Source organism: Pantoea allii, from assembly GCF_002307475.1.
GTDB classification, from domain to species: Bacteria; Pseudomonadota; Gammaproteobacteria; order Enterobacterales; family Enterobacteriaceae; genus Pantoea; species Pantoea allii.
The window spans coordinates 116,675-133,470 of record NZ_NTMH01000036.1; the positions used below are offsets into that span (position 1 = coordinate 116,675).

The 16,796-nt window shown below is 55.7% G+C and carries 18 protein-coding genes, 1 tRNA gene and 1 pseudogene; 11 read left to right on the forward strand and 9 right to left on the reverse strand.

Going from position 1 to position 16,796, the window contains the following annotated elements; all coding sequences use genetic code 11:
- Window positions 1–27: 27 nt before the first annotated feature.
- From CMR03_RS15575 to CMR03_RS15585, 3 genes and pseudogenes are all read right to left on the reverse strand, one after another.
- Window positions 28–318: pseudogene (locus tag CMR03_RS15575) on the reverse strand (tyrosine-type recombinase/integrase); the annotation flags it as partial.
- Window positions 319–414: 96 nt separating this feature from the next.
- A tRNA-Arg gene (locus CMR03_RS15580) sits at window positions 415–491 on the reverse strand.
- Between the two features lie 94 nt (window positions 492–585).
- Window positions 586–1,089 carry a DUF1198 family protein gene (locus tag CMR03_RS15585; RefSeq protein WP_096011969.1) on the reverse strand — a complete coding sequence of 168 codons (504 nt, stop codon included), beginning with the start codon at window positions 1,087–1,089 and terminating at the stop codon, window positions 586–588.
- A 174-nt stretch (window positions 1,090–1,263) separates the two neighbouring features.
- Between CMR03_RS15585 and folD the strand changes: the two genes are divergently transcribed.
- Entirely contained in the window at window positions 1,264–2,130 is an 867-nt protein-coding gene (gene folD / locus CMR03_RS15590; RefSeq protein WP_063878702.1) for a bifunctional methylenetetrahydrofolate dehydrogenase/methenyltetrahydrofolate cyclohydrolase FolD, read from the forward strand.
- Window positions 2,130–2,342 (forward strand): ribosome-associated protein YbcJ, encoded by a 213-nt coding sequence (gene ybcJ / locus CMR03_RS15595; RefSeq protein WP_063878701.1) that lies wholly within the window; start codon window positions 2,130–2,132, stop codon window positions 2,340–2,342. The genes folD and ybcJ overlap by 1 nt, the downstream gene beginning before the upstream one ends.
- 26 nt (window positions 2,343–2,368) lie before the next feature.
- On the opposite strand, the gene CMR03_RS15600 is transcribed toward ybcJ, so the two are convergent.
- Together CMR03_RS15600 and cysS are read right to left on the reverse strand one after the other, a co-directional pair.
- A complete protein-coding gene (locus CMR03_RS15600) occupies window positions 2,369–3,475 on the reverse strand; it encodes an AAA family ATPase (protein ID WP_096011970.1) in 1,107 nt (368 codons plus the stop codon).
- 42 nt (window positions 3,476–3,517) lie between these two features.
- Complete coding sequence (gene cysS, locus CMR03_RS15605; protein ID WP_096011971.1) at window positions 3,518–4,903, reverse strand: cysteine--tRNA ligase; 1,386 nt, start codon at window positions 4,901–4,903, stop codon at window positions 3,518–3,520.
- 214 nt (window positions 4,904–5,117) lie between these two features.
- Between cysS and ppiB the strand changes: the two genes are divergently transcribed.
- Entirely contained in the window at window positions 5,118–5,612 is a 495-nt protein-coding gene (gene ppiB / locus CMR03_RS15610; RefSeq protein ID WP_063878698.1) for a peptidylprolyl isomerase B, read from the forward strand.
- Window positions 5,612–6,328 (forward strand): UDP-2,3-diacylglucosamine diphosphatase, encoded by a 717-nt coding sequence (gene lpxH, locus CMR03_RS15615; protein ID WP_096011972.1) that lies wholly within the window; start codon window positions 5,612–5,614, stop codon window positions 6,326–6,328. The genes ppiB and lpxH overlap by 1 nt, the downstream gene beginning before the upstream one ends.
- Here lpxH and CMR03_RS15620 read toward each other — a convergent pair.
- Entirely contained in the window at window positions 6,304–7,626 is a 1,323-nt protein-coding gene (locus tag CMR03_RS15620) for a DUF2254 domain-containing protein (RefSeq protein WP_096011973.1), read from the reverse strand. The genes lpxH and CMR03_RS15620 overlap by 25 nt on opposite strands.
- A gap of 267 nt (window positions 7,627–7,893) precedes the next feature.
- Between CMR03_RS15620 and purE the strand changes: the two genes are divergently transcribed.
- Window positions 7,894–8,403 carry a 5-(carboxyamino)imidazole ribonucleotide mutase gene (purE, locus tag CMR03_RS15625; protein WP_096011974.1) on the forward strand — a complete coding sequence of 170 codons (510 nt, stop codon included), beginning with the start codon at window positions 7,894–7,896 and terminating at the stop codon, window positions 8,401–8,403.
- Entirely contained in the window at window positions 8,400–9,464 is a 1,065-nt protein-coding gene (gene purK, locus CMR03_RS15630; RefSeq protein WP_096011975.1) for a 5-(carboxyamino)imidazole ribonucleotide synthase, read from the forward strand. The genes purE and purK overlap by 4 nt, the downstream gene beginning before the upstream one ends.
- A 42-nt stretch (window positions 9,465–9,506) precedes the next feature.
- Here purK and ybbP read toward each other — a convergent pair whose 3' ends face one another.
- Both ybbP and ybbA read right to left on the reverse strand, forming a co-directional pair.
- Entirely contained in the window at window positions 9,507–11,924 is a 2,418-nt protein-coding gene (ybbP, locus tag CMR03_RS15635) for a putative ABC transporter permease subunit YbbP (protein WP_096011976.1), read from the reverse strand.
- Window positions 11,921–12,607 (reverse strand): putative ABC transporter ATP-binding protein YbbA, encoded by a 687-nt coding sequence (gene ybbA, locus CMR03_RS15640; RefSeq protein WP_096011977.1) that lies wholly within the window; start codon window positions 12,605–12,607, stop codon window positions 11,921–11,923. The genes ybbP and ybbA overlap by 4 nt, the downstream gene beginning before the upstream one ends.
- On the opposite strand from ybbA, the gene tesA reads away from it, so the two are divergent.
- The 5 genes from tesA to CMR03_RS15665 all read left to right on the forward strand — a co-directional run bounded on the left by tesA (window position 12,575) and on the right by CMR03_RS15665 (window position 16,360).
- The gene (tesA, locus tag CMR03_RS15645; RefSeq protein WP_172823889.1) at window positions 12,575–13,198 is read left to right on the forward strand and encodes a multifunctional acyl-CoA thioesterase I/protease I/lysophospholipase L1; all 624 of its coding nucleotides are present in this window, start codon (window positions 12,575–12,577) and stop codon (window positions 13,196–13,198) included. The two genes, ybbA and tesA, sit on opposite strands and share 33 nt — an antisense overlap.
- A gap of 20 nt (window positions 13,199–13,218) precedes the next feature.
- Window positions 13,219–13,992, forward strand: a complete 774-nt coding sequence (locus CMR03_RS15650; RefSeq protein WP_063878691.1) for an SDR family oxidoreductase — start codon at window positions 13,219–13,221, stop codon at window positions 13,990–13,992.
- A gap of 79 nt (window positions 13,993–14,071) precedes the next feature.
- Complete coding sequence (locus tag CMR03_RS15655) at window positions 14,072–14,929, forward strand: thioredoxin family protein (protein ID WP_063878690.1); 858 nt, start codon at window positions 14,072–14,074, stop codon at window positions 14,927–14,929.
- Window positions 14,930–14,987: 58 nt separating this feature from the next.
- Window positions 14,988–15,902, forward strand: a complete 915-nt coding sequence (locus tag CMR03_RS15660; RefSeq protein WP_063878689.1) for an SPFH domain-containing protein — start codon at window positions 14,988–14,990, stop codon at window positions 15,900–15,902.
- Window positions 15,902–16,360, forward strand: coding sequence for an NfeD family protein (locus tag CMR03_RS15665; RefSeq protein WP_096011979.1), 459 nt, complete (start codon window positions 15,902–15,904; stop codon window positions 16,358–16,360). The genes CMR03_RS15660 and CMR03_RS15665 overlap by 1 nt, the downstream gene beginning before the upstream one ends.
- On the opposite strand, the gene cueR is transcribed toward CMR03_RS15665, so the two are convergent.
- A complete protein-coding gene (gene cueR / locus CMR03_RS15670) occupies window positions 16,336–16,752 on the reverse strand; it encodes a Cu(I)-responsive transcriptional regulator (protein ID WP_063878687.1) in 417 nt (138 codons plus the stop codon). The two genes, CMR03_RS15665 and cueR, sit on opposite strands and share 25 nt — an antisense overlap.
- Window positions 16,753–16,796 lie beyond the last annotated feature (44 nt).

Consider the following 16,796-nt stretch of genomic DNA (forward strand, 5'->3'; position numbering starts at 1 on the left):
TTAAAAAAACCAATAAGGCTTTTATTCGGGATTGTGCTCAGCCCTGCCAGAAATCACTGCATAGGTAAAAATCTGGCGACATGCCTGACGGGTTTTCTTTAGCTTGTCGAGAACTCCCCGCTTCTCCATCTTGCGAAAAACATCAAGCATCTCTTTTGCATTAATGTCTGCAATAGGTCTTTTGCCAATGTGAGGAAAAATATCCTTTTTCAGGTATTCCAGAATATCTGTGGCATAACGTTTAGACCACGATAGCTTCTTGTGCTCATGCCACTCAAGAGCGATAAGCTCAAAGCTGTTGTTCACAGCCAGAATTTTTACGGTGACCCCGGACCAAAATGGACCAGTTAAAAGATTTATGTTCTGATTTTTAAGGGAAAAGTAGACTTTAAGGGATGTAAAAAGAAGAGAAAGTGGCGCGCCCTACAGGATTCGAACCTGTGACCTACGGCTTAGAAGGCCGGTGCTCTATCCAACTGAGCTAAGGGCGCGGAGAGGTTGCGTCGAATTATACGGTTGAACGCTGTAACGTCAACGTTTTTGCCGCGGTGGCGCGGTAAGTGCCCAGGTAATAACCAATTTCCACTAATGGCGGTCGCGCCAGGCACTGAGCGACACCAGATTACTCACCTCGGTAGTTTCCCCTTCCAGCTCAATGCCCTGCTGCGTGACGCGCGCGTTATACTGCTCACGCAGCGCGTTTAGCTCCTGGCTGTCGGGTTCGAGCTGACGCAGAAAACCCAATGCCAATAATAGTTGCTGACGAGTGAGCGTGGCAGAAAAACCTGCGCCGGTTAACACGCTGTGCCAACGCTGGATATTTTCGTCGCTGCCATCCACAATCAGTACCTGCCAGATCAAAAGTACCGCCGCACCATTATTTAAATGCGCTTCGTTATCGCCGGCGATGTAATCGGTAAACTCTTTCGCCGCCTCTTTACCCATCTGCGACAGCATTGATTCAATATGGACCGGCGGCAGTTGCAGCCGCTTGCTGAGCGCCTGCGCAGCATGGCGAGAACCCGCAGTCAGCAACTGAAATCCTACAACAAGCACCACAGCCAGGGTGGCAATCATTAACCAAATCATCACGTCATCCAGTAAATTCCCTGTCTGGCATCATAAGCGTTAACCCGCACTTTCGTCACGGCTAAATATCGTCAACCACCCTGCAACAAGAATCTCTACCTGACAGCCGGACGCGCTTCTGACAAAATAGGTGCCATCCCCGACTTAAACTCAACACAGTGGATTTACGCTCTGATGGCAGCAAAAATTATTGACGGTAAAACGATTGCGCAGCAGGTACGGCTTGAGGTTGCAGAAAAAGTAAAGCAGCGCCTGGCCGCCGGAAAACGTGCACCGGGTCTGGCAGTCGTTCTGGTGGGTGAGAACCCTGCATCGCAGATCTACGTCGGCAGCAAACGCCGCGCCTGTGAAGAAGTGGGCTTTATCTCCCGCTCTTACGATCTGCCCGCCACCACCCGCGAAGCCGAGTTGCTGCAGCTGATCGATAAACTCAACAACGATACAGAGATTGACGGCATTCTGGTGCAACTGCCGCTCCCGGCAGGCATTGATAACGTCAAAGTGCTGGAGCGCATCACGCCCGACAAAGATGTAGACGGCTTCCATCCCTATAATGTTGGTCGCCTGTGTCAGCGCGCCCCCAAGCTGCGCCCGTGCACGCCGCGCGGCATCGTTACGCTGCTGGAACGCTACAACATTGATGCGTACGGCCTGAATGCCGTGGTCGTCGGTGCGTCGAACATCGTGGGTCGTCCAATGAGCATGGAACTGCTGTTAGCGGGCTGCACCACAACCGTGACGCACCGCTTTACCCGCGATCTGCGCCATCACGTTGAGCATGCCGATCTGCTGATCGTGGCAGTGGGTAAGCCCAACTTTATTCCGGGCGACTGGATCAAACCGGGTGCGATCGTTATCGATGTCGGTATTAATCGTCTCGAAAACGGTAAAGTCGTCGGTGATGTGAATTTTGACGCCGCCGCTGAGCGCGCCTCTTATATCACGCCCGTCCCTGGCGGCGTGGGGCCGATGACGGTAGCAACCTTAATCGAAAATACCTTACAGGCATGTGAAGAGTTCCACGATGGAGAACAGGCATAATGGCGACTTTTTCTTTGGGTAAGTTCCCACACGTTGATCTCTGCGATCTGCTGAAACTTGAAGGCTGGGTGGAAAGCGGTGCACAGGCCAAAGTGGTGATTGGTGAAGGTGAAGTCCTGGTCGATGGGGAAGTCGAAACCCGTAAGCGCTGCAAAATTCATCAGGGGCAAACAGTTGAGTTTGCCGGGCAGCGCATCACCGTCGTTGCCTGATCGTCAGGTGCCCCGCTCGGGGCGCCTTAAAGCTGTGCTTCTCCCACTATCCGTGTTTCCCCATTCATCTGCTCCAGCTCAATGTGATTCACCTCTGCATGCTGCGCAATCAGCGCGGCCAGCCTGGGTGAATGGCTGGTGATCCACAACTGACTAAACTGACTGGCTTCGGCAATCAGTGCCGCCAGGGCCGGTAGCAGATCCTCATGCAGGCTGTTCTCGGGTTCGTTGAGCGCCATAAAGGCTGGCGGGCGCGGGCTGAGCAGCGCGACCACAAGGCACAGGAAACGCAGCGTCCCGTCAGAGAACTCGGCGCTTTCCAGCGGACGCAAAATGCCCTGTCGCCGCATCAGCATCTGGAAACGACCGTTCTGGACATCCACCTGAAATTTGGTGTCAGGGAAGGCTTTAGCTATCACCTTATAAAGCAACTCATGATGACCCCGTTCGACAATGGTTGCCCATGCCGCCGCGAGGTTAGCGCCATCGTGCGCCAGAATAGGGGCGCGCACGCCAATTTGCGGCGCACGAATCGGCGAACCGGGCCAGACGGCAAACTCATGATAGAAGCGCCACTGGCGCAGACGTTCACGCATCTGAGAAAGTTCGGGATAGCGGTGTGGCTCACCAAGTTGACCAAACAGGGACTCTTCGGGATGCAGTACCGCCGGATAGCTTACGCGCTCTCCCTCTACATTGTGTAAAAAGGCGGTCTGATTCGTGCGCTGCATAATGCAGGAAGAAGGACGTCGCTGCTGGCCACTAAGCCAGATGTGTTCTTCTTTGACCAGCGGATCGAGGTTGAACAGGCTGGTCTCAAGCTTCTGAGGAAACCCCACCGCAAGCTCAAAATCCATGTCATCCATCAGGACCGAAAGGATGAGTCGGCTGGCATCCTGACGACGAGCGCTGCGATGCAGTTCCCCTGCCCACATGACTTTTTGAATCCCGCCCTCTTCTGCCAGCGCTAACGCCAGGCGACCATTGGCGGCCTCGTGCAGCAGGCGCACCGCCTTATACAGGTTGGATTTGCCACAGCCGTTCGGTCCACTTACCACGTTCAGTTGCTGAAGCGGCAGAATCAGATCACGTACCGAACGAAAACCACGAAGGTGAATCTGTTTTATCGTCATAGACAAAAAAGGGCGATGGCTCGCCCTCTCCTGTGTTGCCGGTTATTTGCGTCGCCAACTGGAGCCCTGGGGGCCATCTTCGACAATCACACCAAGCGCGTTCAGCTTGTCGCGGGCCACATCGGCCTGCGCCCAGTCTTTAGCCGCGCGCGCATCAGCACGGGCTTTCACCCAGTGTTCGATTTCCGCCACTTCATCATCATTGCCCTGTGCGCTGCTTTGCAGAAACACTTCTGGCTCCTGTTGCAGAATACCCAGCACGTTGGCGATTTCACGGAGCTTAGCGGCCAACGCATTGGCTGCCGTCATGTCTTCGCTTTTCAGACGGTTCACTTCACGCGCCATGTCGAACAGCACGGAATAGGCTTCCGGGGTGTTAAAATCATCGTCCATCGCCTCGCGGAAACGGGCCTCGAAGGCTTCGCCGCCGTGGGCAACCACGTTACGATCGGTATGACGTAGCGCGGTATAAAGACGTTCCAGCGCCGCGCGTGCCTGGTTCAGGTTGTCTTCGCCATAGTTGAGCTGGCTACGATAGTGACCAGACATCAGGAAGTAGCGCACCGTTTCGGCATCGTAATGCTGCAGCACGTCGCGCACGGTAAAGAAGTTATTCAGCGACTTCGACATCTTTTCACGGTCAATCATCACCATGCCGGAGTGCATCCAGTAATTCACATACGGGCCATCATGGGCGCAGGTGGACTGGGCGATTTCGTTTTCGTGATGCGGGAACATCAGGTCAGAGCCGCCGCCGTGAATGTCGAAATGCGCACCAAGCTGTTTGCAGTTCATGGCGGAACACTCAATGTGCCAGCCCGGACGACCCTGGCCCCAGGGCGAAGGCCATGAGGGTTCGTCCGCTTTAGACATTTTCCACAGGACGAAATCCATGGGATTACGCTTCACATCCGCCACTTCGACGCGGGCACCGGCCTGAAGCTGGTCCAGATCCTGACGCGACAGCGCACCGTAGTCCACGTCACTCAGCACATCGAACATCACGTCGCCGTTATCCGCAACATAGGCATGACCACGGGCAATCAGCTTTTCCACCAGTTCGACGATTTCAGGAATATGGCGCGTGGCGCGCGGTTCTAAATCCGGCGGTAAGATGCCCAGTGCATCAAAATCGCTGTGCATTTCGGCGATCATACGATTGGTCAGGGTTTCGATGCTCTCGCCGTTCTCGTTGGCGCGCTTGATAATTTTGTCATCGATGTCGGTAATATTGCGCACATAATTCACGTCATAACCGACGTAACGCAGATAGCGCGATACCACATCAAAAGCCACAAACGTGCGCCCGTGCCCAATGTGACAGAGGTCATACACCGTGATGCCGCAGACATACATGCCGATTTTGCCAGCATGAATAGGGGTAAATTCCTCTTTTTGTCGACTCAGGGTGTTATAAATCTTCAGCATTGGGGTTTCCGTAGTAAGCGTGCGTAACGCACCGTTTTAAGTATCCTGATATTGTGCCGTATTTTTATCTGTCACGCGATGCAAAGCAAGCCAACTGCGCAGCCTGGCTGACGTATTATCGGAAATTATGATATAAGAACGTTCGAGAAAAAGGCGTGTGCACCCTAACAGCGCACCCTATGCTACTGACGACAACCTTTACAGGACGAAAAAAATGGTAACTTTCCAGACTAACCATGGCGATATCGTGATCAAGACCTTCGATGACAAAGCGCCCGCAACCGTAAAGAACTTCCTGGATTACTGCCGTGAAGGTTTCTACGACAACACCATTTTCCACCGTGTGATTAACGGCTTTATGATTCAGGGCGGCGGTTTTGAGCCTGGCATGAAGCAGAAAGCCACCAAAGAAGAGATCCGTAACGAAGCCAGCAACGGCCTGAAAAACACCAAAGGTACGCTGGCGATGGCGCGTACCTCTGCACCGCACTCTGCGACCGCACAGTTTTTCATTAACGTGGCTGACAACGACTTCCTGAACTTCCGTGACGAAAGCCTGCAGGGCTGGGGTTACTGTGTGTTTGCAGAAGTGGTTGAAGGTATGGATGTGGTTGAGAAAATCAAAGCCGTTTCAACCGGCCGCAGCGGTATGCACCAGGACGTACCGAAAGATGACGTGATCATTCAGAAAGTGACCGTCAGCGAGTAATGCCGCGCACGCTGTTTATCGCAGATCTTCATCTGTGTCAGGAAGAACCGGCGATCACCGCCGGTTTTCTGCATTTTTTACAGCGCGAAGCCCCCCACTGCGACGCGCTCTATATTCTGGGCGATCTGTTTGAAGCCTGGATCGGCGATGACGATCCTAATCCCCTGCATCAACAGGTCGCTGAAGCCCTGCGTGCCGTGCCCGTTCCACTGTATTTTATCCACGGCAACCGCGACTTCTTGATCGGCCAACGCTTTGCCCGCGCCAGTGGCATGACGCTCTTGCCTGAAGAGCGCGTGCTGACGCTTTACGGCCATCGACTGCTGATTATGCACGGCGACACACTGTGCACCGACGATGCTGGCTACCTGCAGTTCCGTGCCAAAGTGCACAATCCCTGGATTCAACGCCTGTTCCTGGCGCTGCCGCTGTTTATTCGCAAACGCATTGCAGAACGCATGCGCGCCAACAGTAAACAGGCCAATCAGCATAAGTCGCTGGAGATTATGGATGTGAATCAGCAGGCCGTCGTGGAAGCCATGTTGCGTCAGCAGGTGCCGTTGCTGATTCATGGTCATACGCACCGCCCGGCGATTCACGATCTGTCGCTAAATGGCGAACGCGCGCAGCGTGCCGTACTGGGTGCCTGGCACAGCCGTGGATCAATGATTCAACTGGATGCCAGCGGGATTCAACTGATCGATTTCGACTTCTGACAGGGCCAATCGGTTAGCTTCTCATCCTGGAAGGGATGGGGATAGTCTGCGCCAAATTGTTCGCGCCATGTGCGCTCAATTCGTGCTCTGTCCGTCTGGATGATCTCTTCCCGCGCCAGGTATGCCATGGCTTCATGCGCATGGCGCAACGCTGCAGCCTGATACGCATCAGGCCAGGCGACAGACAACATTCCCAGCGCCTTAAGTAACCGTAACTGCACCTCTTTTATCGCCGCGCCGTCTCGCGCTACAGGGGAGAAAAAATCATCGAATAATGCGTCTACTGACAAGGGCGCGACGTGAATGGCGGGGTAGATCACCGTTGGCACCGCACATTCGCGTGCATAGCAGGAGAGTATTCTGACGGCTCGCCCGATCACATCGATGGCGGTGCCAGGGTCATTAGTCGCAGGCGACAGCGCACGCGAGGCGATTTCTGCCATCACGCACAGGCAAAAACGGGGATCCTGCGCGAAAGTGCGAGACGCGGCTATTGTCAGGGCAGACAACATCAGTTTGCGTTGTTCCGCAGACAGGGCGTGGGTGACAAACATGGCCGGGCGGGCGGGATGAACAAAAAATCCGGGTTGCGCGACCAAGTAAATATGTACAGGGCTGTCTTTAATCGCCTTATGTAGCCTGTCCATATCAATATGCTGAACATAGCCAATAGCGTCCGAATAAACAGCAAACGTGCCCGCAGGTTGACGATCGCTTTCCCGCCAGGGCCTGGCGCCGAAACAAGAGGATTGAGCTCGCGCGCTAAAAACATCAAGCGCCATGCGTTCCACACGTGAGGTCGTTTCATCAACGCTGCCAAGCGAGGTGAGATGGTGAATCCAGCGCAGAAGCGTCACCAGAATTAATGCAATGACCACCAGCGTGACCGCAAACAGAATCACTCGCCCCTGTTCACCATAAGCTCCCATATTCAGTGCGATGATGCCGACCAGACTAAACAGGAATGAGCCAATAAAGGTCGCGAGAACATTTTGTGTTGTACTGTCTTCAACGACCAGTTTCGTGGCTCGCGGCGTAACATGTGTGGTTGCTGAACCAAACGCCCCTACCATCGTACTTAAGGAAAACGTGGTGACCGCCAGCATGCTGGACGCCAGAATATTCAGGATATTGTCCACCGCGTCAGCACCGACTTTTACCGAAACCGAGGGTGGAATCGCAGATTTAAAGACAATCGAGGCCAGGGCGCTGACAACTGCAGCAAGGGCAAATAAAGTTGCCCTGAACCACAGTTTCCTGCCTGTTTGTCTGAAAATCAGTTGCCAGCGTGAAATCATCCTGTTCCTCTTTGTGTCAGTTAACGTCATTCCTTGCCAGCCGGGTGCAGCACGGCTCATCATGTCAGTCACCTTGCAACACTGTTAACTAAAGTTCAGCGTTTCTCGCGCGTCAACGTCAGAGAACAGAATGTCGATAAAACCCTAAAAGCACCACGTGTAATCCCGACGCAACCGTTTTCCTTGTGCGCTTCCCATGCTATTCTCTGTGCCCTTCAAAACCTGTCCGCCTGGTCAGGTGTGTTTTCATTCACAGGAGTTGACCGCATGTCGTCGAATGCCGCCCCGGCCCGCATCGCTGTTGTTATGGGTTCCAAAAGTGACTGGTCCACCATGCAGTTCGCTGCGGAAATCCTCTCCAGCCTGGACGTGCCCTTCCATGTGGAAGTGGTTTCAGCGCACCGTACCCCAGACAAGCTGTTTAGCTTTGCCGAAACGGCCGCAGATAAAGGCTTTCAGGTCATTATTGCCGGTGCCGGTGGCGCGGCGCACCTGCCTGGCATGCTGGCGGCAAAAACGCTGCTGCCGGTGCTGGGCGTGCCGGTACAGAGCGCAGCACTGAGCGGCATCGACAGCCTCTACTCTATTGTGCAAATGCCGCGCGGCATCCCGGTGGGTACGCTGGCGATTGGTAAAGCCGGTGCCGCTAATGCGGCATTGCTGGCTGCGCAGATTCTGGCGATTCACGACAGCGCGCTCGCATCTCGTCTGGCCAACTGGCGTCAGGCGCAGACCGATGAGGTGCTGGCTAACCCGGACCCGCGGGAGGAAGCATGAAGCCGGTTTGTGTACTGGGTAATGGTCAGCTTGGCCGCATGTTACGCCAGGCGGGCGAGCCGATGGGCATTGCTGTGCATCCGGTGGGCCTGGATGCCGATCCCGCCGCCCTGCCTATAGCAGAAAGCGTGATTACCGCCGAGATCGAACGCTGGCCGGAAACGGCACTGACGCGTGAACTGGCGTCTCATTCAGCCTTTGTGAACCGGGATATTTTCCCGCGTCTGGCCGATCGCCTGACGCAAAAACAACTGCTGGACCAGCTCAATCTGGCCACCGCGCCCTGGCAACTGCTGGCAGACAAGGGCGAATGGCCCGCCGTTTTCAGTCGTCTGGGTGAGCTGGCAATTGTTAAACGTCGCACCGGTGGCTATGACGGCCGCGGTCAGTGGCGATTACGCGCCAACGAAACAGCAACCTTACCCGACGACTGCTACGGCGAGTGCATCGTCGAGCAGGGCATTAACTTCTCAGGTGAAGTGTCGCTGGTCGGCGCGCGCGGTCACGATGGCAGCACCGTATTTTATCCCCTGACACATAATCTCCATGAAGACGGCATTCTGCGCACCAGCGTCGCCTTCCCGCAGGCGGATGCGCTACAGCAGCAACAGGCTGAAGCGATGCTGAGCGCTATCCTGCACGAGCTGAACTATGTTGGCGTGATGGCAATGGAATGTTTTGTCACACCGCAGGGTTTGCTGATCAATGAACTGGCTCCCAGAGTGCACAACAGCGGACACTGGACGCAGAATGGCGCATCAATCAGCCAGTTTGAACTGCACCTGCGTGCGATTCTGAATCTGGCCTTACCCCAGCCGGTGGTGATTGCGCCCTCAGTGATGGTCAATCTGATTGGCACCGCCATCAATCCAGACTGGCTGCAGCAGCCGCTTGTGCATTTGCACTGGTACGACAAAGCGGTGCGGGAAGGACGCAAGGTGGGTCATCTCAACCTTACCGACAGCGATCACTCCCGACTGAAAGCCGCGCTGCATGCGTTGCTGCCCCTGCTGCCTGCTGAATACGCCAGCGGTCTTCACTGGGCCACAGCCAGGCTGTAATGACGATAATCGCCGTGCGCAGCATGAGTGCGCACGGCGTTTTTATGCGGCGTCGAATTTCCTGAACAACGCGTTGCCTTTCAGCAAACGCACGCCCAGCCAGCCCCCGCACAGCGACAGTAACAACGCGCCACACAAGGGCAAAGCCAGCCACAAAGTCCAGTCGGGCTGCCACGGGAAATCAAAGATTTTACGCTGTAATCCCCATAACGCCGCTTCGGCACCCACCGCCGCTGCCACGCCGGAGACCACGCCGATCAGCGCAAACTCCCACCACAATGTCGTGCGCAACAGGCGCTTGCCGGCCCCCAGCGTGCGGTACACGACCAGTTCCTGACGGCGCTGGCGCATGCCCACCTGAATCTGAGCCATCAGCAGCAATATGCCGCAGGCGGTTACCAGCACCACCATAATTTCCAGCGCCTGACTGACCTGCGTCAGCACCTGGCCGATCTGACGCATAATGCTGCCAATATCCAGCAGGCTCAGGGCCGGAAACTCGCGGTTGAGCTGCGCCAGTAGCCTGGGGTTGTTATCCAACCGGAAGCTGGTGAGCCAGGTCAACGGCTGGCTGTCGAGCGCCCCCGGCGGAAAGATAAAGAAGAAATTGGGCCGCAGACTTTCCCAGTCGACTTTACGCAGGCTGGTGATTTTGGCACTGAGCTGTTGCGTATCCCCCTCAAAGGTTAAGCTGTCCCCCAGCGTTACACCGAGCCGATCCGCCAGGTCGACCTCCATCGATACTTCGCCCGCTTTCGGCGGCCAGCTGCCCGCCACCAGCGGATTATGCTGTGGGATAGCCGCCAGCGAGGTCAGGTTCAGCTCGCGGTTGAGCGCATTATCCCGTTCGGGATCGGCCGCTTTGCCATTTAGTTCGCTGAGGCGCATGCGGGCAATCGGATAAAAGGTTTCCGGTTTCACCTGATGCGCCTGCAGGAAGTCACGTACCTGCGGCACCTGATCGGCCGTCATATTGAGCAGGAAAAAGTTTGGGCTGTCGGCGGGCAACTGCTGTTGCCAGCGATCCAGCAGATCGCCACGCATTACCAGCAACAGCGCCAGCAGCATAAACGACAGGGAAAACGCGGCCAACTGGCTCAGCGTCATGGCGGGCTGTCGCAGCAGGCGATTAATTGCCAACCGCAGCGCCAGACTTCGCACCGTCAGACGGCGCAGAAGCAGTAACGTGCCCCAGCCAAGCAGCGCCAGCAGGCCCGCCAGTATCACCACCCCCGCCAGCAACGCCCACAGCATTTTACTGCCGCCGACCAGCGCAGCCAGTAGCCCCACCACCACGGCCCCCATCGCCGGTAAATATATTTTCAGCGGCCAGACGGTGGCAACGGCATCACGCCGTAATACGCGTAAAGGCTGAGTCGCCAGCAACAGGCGGTAAGGACGTAATCCCACCAGCAGGGAAATCACAAACAGCGATCCGACAGCCCACACCCACGGCCACAGGCTGGCGTCAGGTAAGGATGCTGGCAGAACAGGTTTGAGCATCGCCATCAACAGGGCTTCGACCGCCAGTCCCACCGCGCCTCCCGCCACGGCTGCCAGCAGCAATACCGCCAGCCACTGACCGATAATCAGCTTTTGCAATACGCCGCGTGTGGCGCCCAGGGTTTTCAGCACCGCCACCAGATCATACCGGCTACGGCAATAATGACTCATCGCCACCGCCACAGCCGCAATCGCCAGCATCAGCGTTAACAACGCCGACAACAGTAAAAACTGCTGCGCGCGCTGCATCGAACGCCCCAAGGCATCTTCGGAATTCTCGATACTGATCCAGCGTTGGCCGGTTTTAATTTGTGGCGTTATCCAGCGATCGTAATTTTCCAGCTGCTGTGGGTTGCCAGAAAACTTATAGCGCCAGGTAATACGGCTGCCGGGCTGGATCGCCCCGGTCTTATCGGCATCGGCCAGGTTAATCAGTAAACGCGGTGCCATCTCAAACGGATTGAAACCGCCATCCGGCTCCTGAATCACCTCTCCGGCAATGCGCAGCGTCGTGTCGCCGACATCAAGTTGATCGCCCACTTTCAGATTGAGCAGCGCCATTAAGCGCGGGGCGGCCAGCGCAGTGCCGGGCTGGGGCTTTACGCCCGGCGGGCGGGTTTGCAATTCACCAAACATCGGATAGTGGTTATCCACGGCCTTCACCGACGCCAGCTGCGGCGTCTGGTCAGCAAACGTCATGGTCATAAAACTCAGCTGACGGCTGACCGATAATCCCGTTTCCTGCGCTTTCGCCAGCCAGTCAGGCGGGGCCGCCGTGCTGGTACGCAGGGTACGATCGCCCGCCATAAAGTCGCGGCTCTGCTGACTCAGCCCCTTTTCCATGCGGTCGCTGATTGATCCCAGCGCCAGCACGCAGGCCACTGCCAGCGTAAGCGCCAGCCAGACGATTAACAGTGAGGGCGAACGCCACTCACGCCAGAACCAGCGCCAGATCATTGCGCCTCCCACAGTTTACCGTCACGCAGACGCAAGCGCCGGTTGCAGCGCGCCGCCAGCTGCTCGTCATGGGTAACCAGAATTAACGTCGTGGCAAAATCGCGGTTCAGGGAAAACAGCAGATCAACGATACGATCGCCGGTTTTACGATCCAGATTCCCCGTGGGTTCATCGGCAAACAGCAGTCCTGGGCGACCGCTGAATGCCCGGGCAAGCGCGACGCGTTGCTGTTCGCCACCGGATAATTGTGCAGGCAGATGCTGCAAACGCTCGCCAAGGCCTAACTGCGTGAGCAACTCTCGTGCCTGGTCGCGGCTCTGGCGGTCGCTCTCACCGCGCAGCAGCGCAGGCAACTGGACGTTTTCCAGCGCATTTAACGTCGGCACCAGCATAAAAGACTGGAACACAAATCCCACCTGCTGCGCTCGTAAGGCTGCCCGCTGCTCTTCATTCATTTTATGCAACGGCTGGCCTAGCAGATGCACCTCGCCGTCGCTGCCGTCATCCAGACCGGCCAGAATACCTAACAGCGTGGATTTACCCGATCCCGACTCGCCAATCAGGGCGATTGTTTCAGCTGGTTTGACAACTAACTCAACTCCGGTAAGGATGGTTAACTGATGATCTCCCTGACCCACGGACTTAGTAAGATGATGAACTTCAAGAATGTTTTCCGCTGGCATTATCCTTTCCTGTTATTGTGCTGTCTGTTGGTGTCCCGTCTTGCTGCGGCCGATACGTTGCTGGTACTGGGTGACAGCCTGAGCGCAGGCTATCAGATGTCGGCCAGTAAGGCCTGGCCCAGCCTGCTCGATAAAACCTGGCAGCAGCAGCCCAGAGTGATTAATGCCAGTATTAGCGGCGATACCGCCGCACAAGGACTGGCGCGCTTACCTGCCCTATTAAAGCAGCATCAACCGCAGTGGGTGTTAATCGAATTGGGCGGTAACGACGGCTTACGTGGCTTTCCCCCGAAGGATATTGCACAAACATTAGGTACAGTCATTGAGCAGGTCAAAGCCGCCAGGGCTAAACCGATTCTGATGCAGATCCGTTTACCGGCTAACTATGGCCGTCGCTATACGGATGCGTTCAGCGCGATTTATCCGCAACTGGCGAAACAGCATGACATTCCTTTACTGCCCTTTTTTATGGAGCAGGTTTATTTAAAACCCGAATGGATGCAGCAGGACGGTATTCATCCCAATCCTGATGCCCAACCCTTTATCGCCGGACTGATGGCGAAAGAACTGACCCCATTAGTTAAGCAGTAGTTGTGCAAAAAAGGTAACACATGCAAAAAACCATTTTGATCACGGGCTGTTCGAGCGGCATTGGCCTGGTGGCGGCCAATGACCTGCTGGCGCGCGGTTATCACGTCATTGCGGCCTGCCGTAAAGCTGAAGATGTGGCGCGAATGCAAAGCCTGGGTTTTACCGGGCTGCTGTTGGATCTGGACGATCCTGACAGCGTTGACCGCGCCGCCGATGAGGTTTTGGCGCTCACCGATAACCGGCTGTTTGCCCTGTTCAACAACGCCGGCTTTGGTACCTATGGTCCGTTAAACACCATTACGCGTCAGCAATTCGAACAGCAGTTTTCCAGTAATGTGTTTGGCACCCATCAGCTTACTGTGCGGCTGCTCCCTGCTTTAAAGGCGTTTGGCAATGCCCGCATCATTAATACCAGTTCGGTGCTGGGCTTGATTTCCACGCCGGGGCGTGGCGTTTATGCTGCCAGTAAATACGCGTTGGAAGCCTGGAGCGATGCATTACGCATGGAACTGCATACCAGCGGCGTGCGCGTCAGCCTGATTGAACCGGGTCCAATCCAGAGCCGCTTCACGGATAATGTGACGCAGGGCGAGCAGGATAATCCGGTGCTGAATCCCGGTCTGGCGGCGCGATTTACGCTGCCGCCTGAAGCCATTTTACCTAAGCTGCGCCATGCGCTCGAAAGCAAACATCCACGTTTACGTTATCCGGTGACGCTGGTCGCACACGCGATGGGCCTGTTGAAACGCCTGCTGCCAGGCTGGATACTGGATCGCATAATTCGCAGTCAGTAAAGGTATTGCGCGAATACAACTTGAAGCAGGGGCGGTCGGCCCCATATTCTTTAAACATTTTCTGCAAAGAGACTTAGTCATGTCACCACACGCTTCGATTATCGACATTAACGAATCCAACCTGCAACAGACCCTTGAGCAGTCAATGCAGATACCGGTGCTGTTCTACTTTTGGTCGGATCGCAGCCAACATTGCCAGGAACTGACGCCTGTGCTGGAACGGCTGGCTCAGGAATATGCGGGCCAGTTTATCCTTGCCAAACTGGACTGTGACAAAGAACAAAGGGTGGCGTCCCAATTTGGGTTGCGCTCCATCCCCACGGTTTACCTGTTCCAGAACGGCCAGCCTGTTGACGGTTTCCAGGGACCACAGCCGGAAGATGCCGTGCGCGCACTGCTGGAAAAAGTGCTGCCGCGCGAAGAAGAGTTAAAAGCCCAGCAGGCCATGGCGCTGATGCAGGAAGGCAAACCGCTGGACGCATTACCTCTGCTAAAAGAGGCCTGGCAGCTTAGCAACAAAGACAGCGAAATCGGTTTTCTGCTGGCAGAGGTGCTGATTACCCTTAACCGCAGTGATGAGGCTGAAACGGTACTCAACGCCGTGCCGTTGCAGGATCAGGACACCCGTTATCAGAGCCTGATCGCCCAGATCGATTTACTGAAACAGGCGGCTGACACACCCGAAATTCAGCAACTGCAATCCCAACTGGAAACTGACCCGGAAAACGCCGAACTGGCGACCAAACTGTCGCTGCAACTGCATCAGGTCGGTCGTAATGAAGAAGCACTGGAACTGCTGTTTAACGTCATCAAGCGTGATCTGAACGCCGCTGACGGCCAGGCGCGTAAAATGTTGCAGGAGATTCTGGCGGCATTAGGCACGGGCGATGCGCTGGCCGCACGCTATCGCCGTCAGCTTTATTCCCTGCTTTACTGATGTAAGCAGAAAACGGGCCGAACGATTTGGCCCGTTCATCTGACAACCTGGAGGTTATATGCTCACCGTCATTCCTGTACTTATCCTGGTCGCCCTGGTCACCGTCTGGTCCGGCGTGAAAATTGTTCCACAAGGCTATCAGTGGACAGTCGAACGCTTTGGCCGTTATACCCGCACGCTTCAGCCCGGCCTGAGCCTTGTTGTTCCCTTTATGGATCGCGTCGGCCATAAGATTAATATGATGGAACGGGTGCTGGATATTCCCTCTCAGGAGATCATCTCCAAAGACAATGCCAACGTCACCATTGATGCCGTCTGTTTTGTGCAGGCTATCGATCCGGCGCGGGCAGCCTATGAAGTCAGCAATCTGGAACTGGCGATCCTTAACCTCACCATGACCAATATGCGTACCGTGCTGGGCAGCATGGAACTGGATGAAATGCTGTCTCAACGTGACAGTATCAATACCCGCTTACTGCATATCGTTGACGAAGCCACCAATCCGTGGGGCGTGAAGATCACCCGAATCGAAATTCGTGATGTCCGCCCACCACAGGAACTGATTGGTGCCATGAACGCGCAGATGAAGGCGGAGCGGACCAAACGTGCCGATATTCTGACGGCGGAAGGCGTGCGTCAGGCCGAAATTTTACGCGCAGAAGGTGAAAAGCAGGCACAGATACTGAAAGCCGAAGGGGAGCGGACCTCCGCATTCCTGCAAGCTGAAGCGCGCGAACGCCAGGCTGAAGCAGAGGCTCGCGCCACGAAGATGGTGTCAGAAGCCATTGCCGCTGGCGATATTCAGGCGGTGAATTATTTTGTGGCGCAGAAATACACGGATGCGCTGCAAAAAATTGGTGAATCCAGCAACAGTAAAGTCGTCATGATGCCGCTGGAAGCCAGCAGCCTGCTGGGTGCGATTGGTGGTATCAGTGAGCTGTTAAAAGAAACCCGCAACGAGTCGAAACGCTGATGGTGAGCGAGATCGTCGCACATCCGCACTGGTTCTGGCTGACGCTGGGCGGGTTATTACTGGCGGCAGAAATGCTCGGCACGAACGGCTATTTGCTCTGGAGCGGGCTGGCCGCCATGCTGGTCGGCATCACGGAATGGTTTTTGCCACTGAGCTGGACCGGACAGGGCTGTCTGTTTGCCGTGCTGACGCTGGCCAGTGTATTTATCTGGCATCGCGTGATGCGTTACCGTGAGCGCAACCAGCAGCCAAACTCACTTAATCAGCGCGGCAACCAGATGATCGGCCTGCAGCTAACCCTGGACAGCGCGTTGCAAAATGGCATTGGTCATGTTCGCATCGGCGACAGCAGTTGGCGTGTTCAGGCAGACCAGAATTTGCCAGCAGGCGCGCTGGTCGAGGTCGTCGCGGTGGAAGGGATCACCCTGCGCATTCAGTCACGCTTGCCGCCAACCTGACTGCAGCAGCCTGCCAGGTTATTAATGATGGGGCAGTCCGCGCTGTCGTTGCCCGGGCATGCCGCCGCCAGCGCCAGCAGCCGAGCGCGCATGGCGTGCAACTCTTCAATATGTGCAGCAATTTCATCGGCTTTTTGCAACGTGCGGGCTTTCACATCCGCGCTGTGGCGATCGGGATCGTTAAACAGCCCGACCAGCTCGCGGCACTCATCCAGGGTAAAACCCACCTGGCGTGCCTGCCGCAATAAATTCAGTTCATCAAGATGGTGCGAATTATAATGCCGGTAGCCGTTATCGCCGCGTAATGGTGGCGTTACCACGCCCTTTTCTTCATAGAAACGGATGGCCTTGCTGGTTAATCCGGTCTTTTTTGCCACGGCACTAATGTTCATAATTGGTTCCTTGACCTTCCCCTTGATGGAAGGTTTAACCTTAG

What these genes read in the sequence shown, in the direction of transcription:
- CMR03_RS15585 (WP_096011969.1), bottom strand. Translation starts at nt 1,089, where the DNA reads ATGATTTGGTTAATGATTGCCACCCTGGCTGTGGTGCTTGTTGTAGGA.
- folD (WP_063878702.1), top strand. Translation starts at nt 1,264, where the DNA reads ATGGCAGCAAAAATTATTGACGGTAAAACGATTGCGCAGCAGGTACGG.
- ybcJ (WP_063878701.1), top strand. Translation starts at nt 2,130, where the DNA reads ATGGCGACTTTTTCTTTGGGTAAGTTCCCACACGTTGATCTCTGCGAT.
- CMR03_RS15600 (WP_096011970.1), bottom strand. Translation starts at nt 3,475, where the DNA reads ATGACGATAAAACAGATTCACCTTCGTGGTTTTCGTTCGGTACGTGAT.
- cysS (WP_096011971.1), bottom strand. Translation starts at nt 4,903, where the DNA reads ATGCTGAAGATTTATAACACCCTGAGTCGACAAAAAGAGGAATTTACC.
- ppiB (WP_063878698.1), top strand. Translation starts at nt 5,118, where the DNA reads ATGGTAACTTTCCAGACTAACCATGGCGATATCGTGATCAAGACCTTC.
- lpxH (WP_096011972.1), top strand. Translation starts at nt 5,612, where the DNA reads ATGCCGCGCACGCTGTTTATCGCAGATCTTCATCTGTGTCAGGAAGAA.
- CMR03_RS15620 (WP_096011973.1), bottom strand. Translation starts at nt 7,626, where the DNA reads ATGATTTCACGCTGGCAACTGATTTTCAGACAAACAGGCAGGAAACTG.
- purE (WP_096011974.1), top strand. Translation starts at nt 7,894, where the DNA reads ATGTCGTCGAATGCCGCCCCGGCCCGCATCGCTGTTGTTATGGGTTCC.
- purK (WP_096011975.1), top strand. Translation starts at nt 8,400, where the DNA reads ATGAAGCCGGTTTGTGTACTGGGTAATGGTCAGCTTGGCCGCATGTTA.
- ybbP (WP_096011976.1), bottom strand. Translation starts at nt 11,924, where the DNA reads ATGATCTGGCGCTGGTTCTGGCGTGAGTGGCGTTCGCCCTCACTGTTA.
- tesA (WP_172823889.1), top strand. Translation starts at nt 12,575, where the DNA reads ATGATGAACTTCAAGAATGTTTTCCGCTGGCATTATCCTTTCCTGTTA.
- ybbA (WP_096011977.1), bottom strand. Translation starts at nt 12,607, where the DNA reads ATGCCAGCGGAAAACATTCTTGAAGTTCATCATCTTACTAAGTCCGTG.
- CMR03_RS15650 (WP_063878691.1), top strand. Translation starts at nt 13,219, where the DNA reads ATGCAAAAAACCATTTTGATCACGGGCTGTTCGAGCGGCATTGGCCTG.
- CMR03_RS15655 (WP_063878690.1), top strand. Translation starts at nt 14,072, where the DNA reads ATGTCACCACACGCTTCGATTATCGACATTAACGAATCCAACCTGCAA.
- CMR03_RS15660 (WP_063878689.1), top strand. Translation starts at nt 14,988, where the DNA reads ATGCTCACCGTCATTCCTGTACTTATCCTGGTCGCCCTGGTCACCGTC.
- CMR03_RS15665 (WP_096011979.1), top strand. Translation starts at nt 15,902, where the DNA reads ATGGTGAGCGAGATCGTCGCACATCCGCACTGGTTCTGGCTGACGCTG.
- cueR (WP_063878687.1), bottom strand. Translation starts at nt 16,752, where the DNA reads ATGAACATTAGTGCCGTGGCAAAAAAGACCGGATTAACCAGCAAGGCC.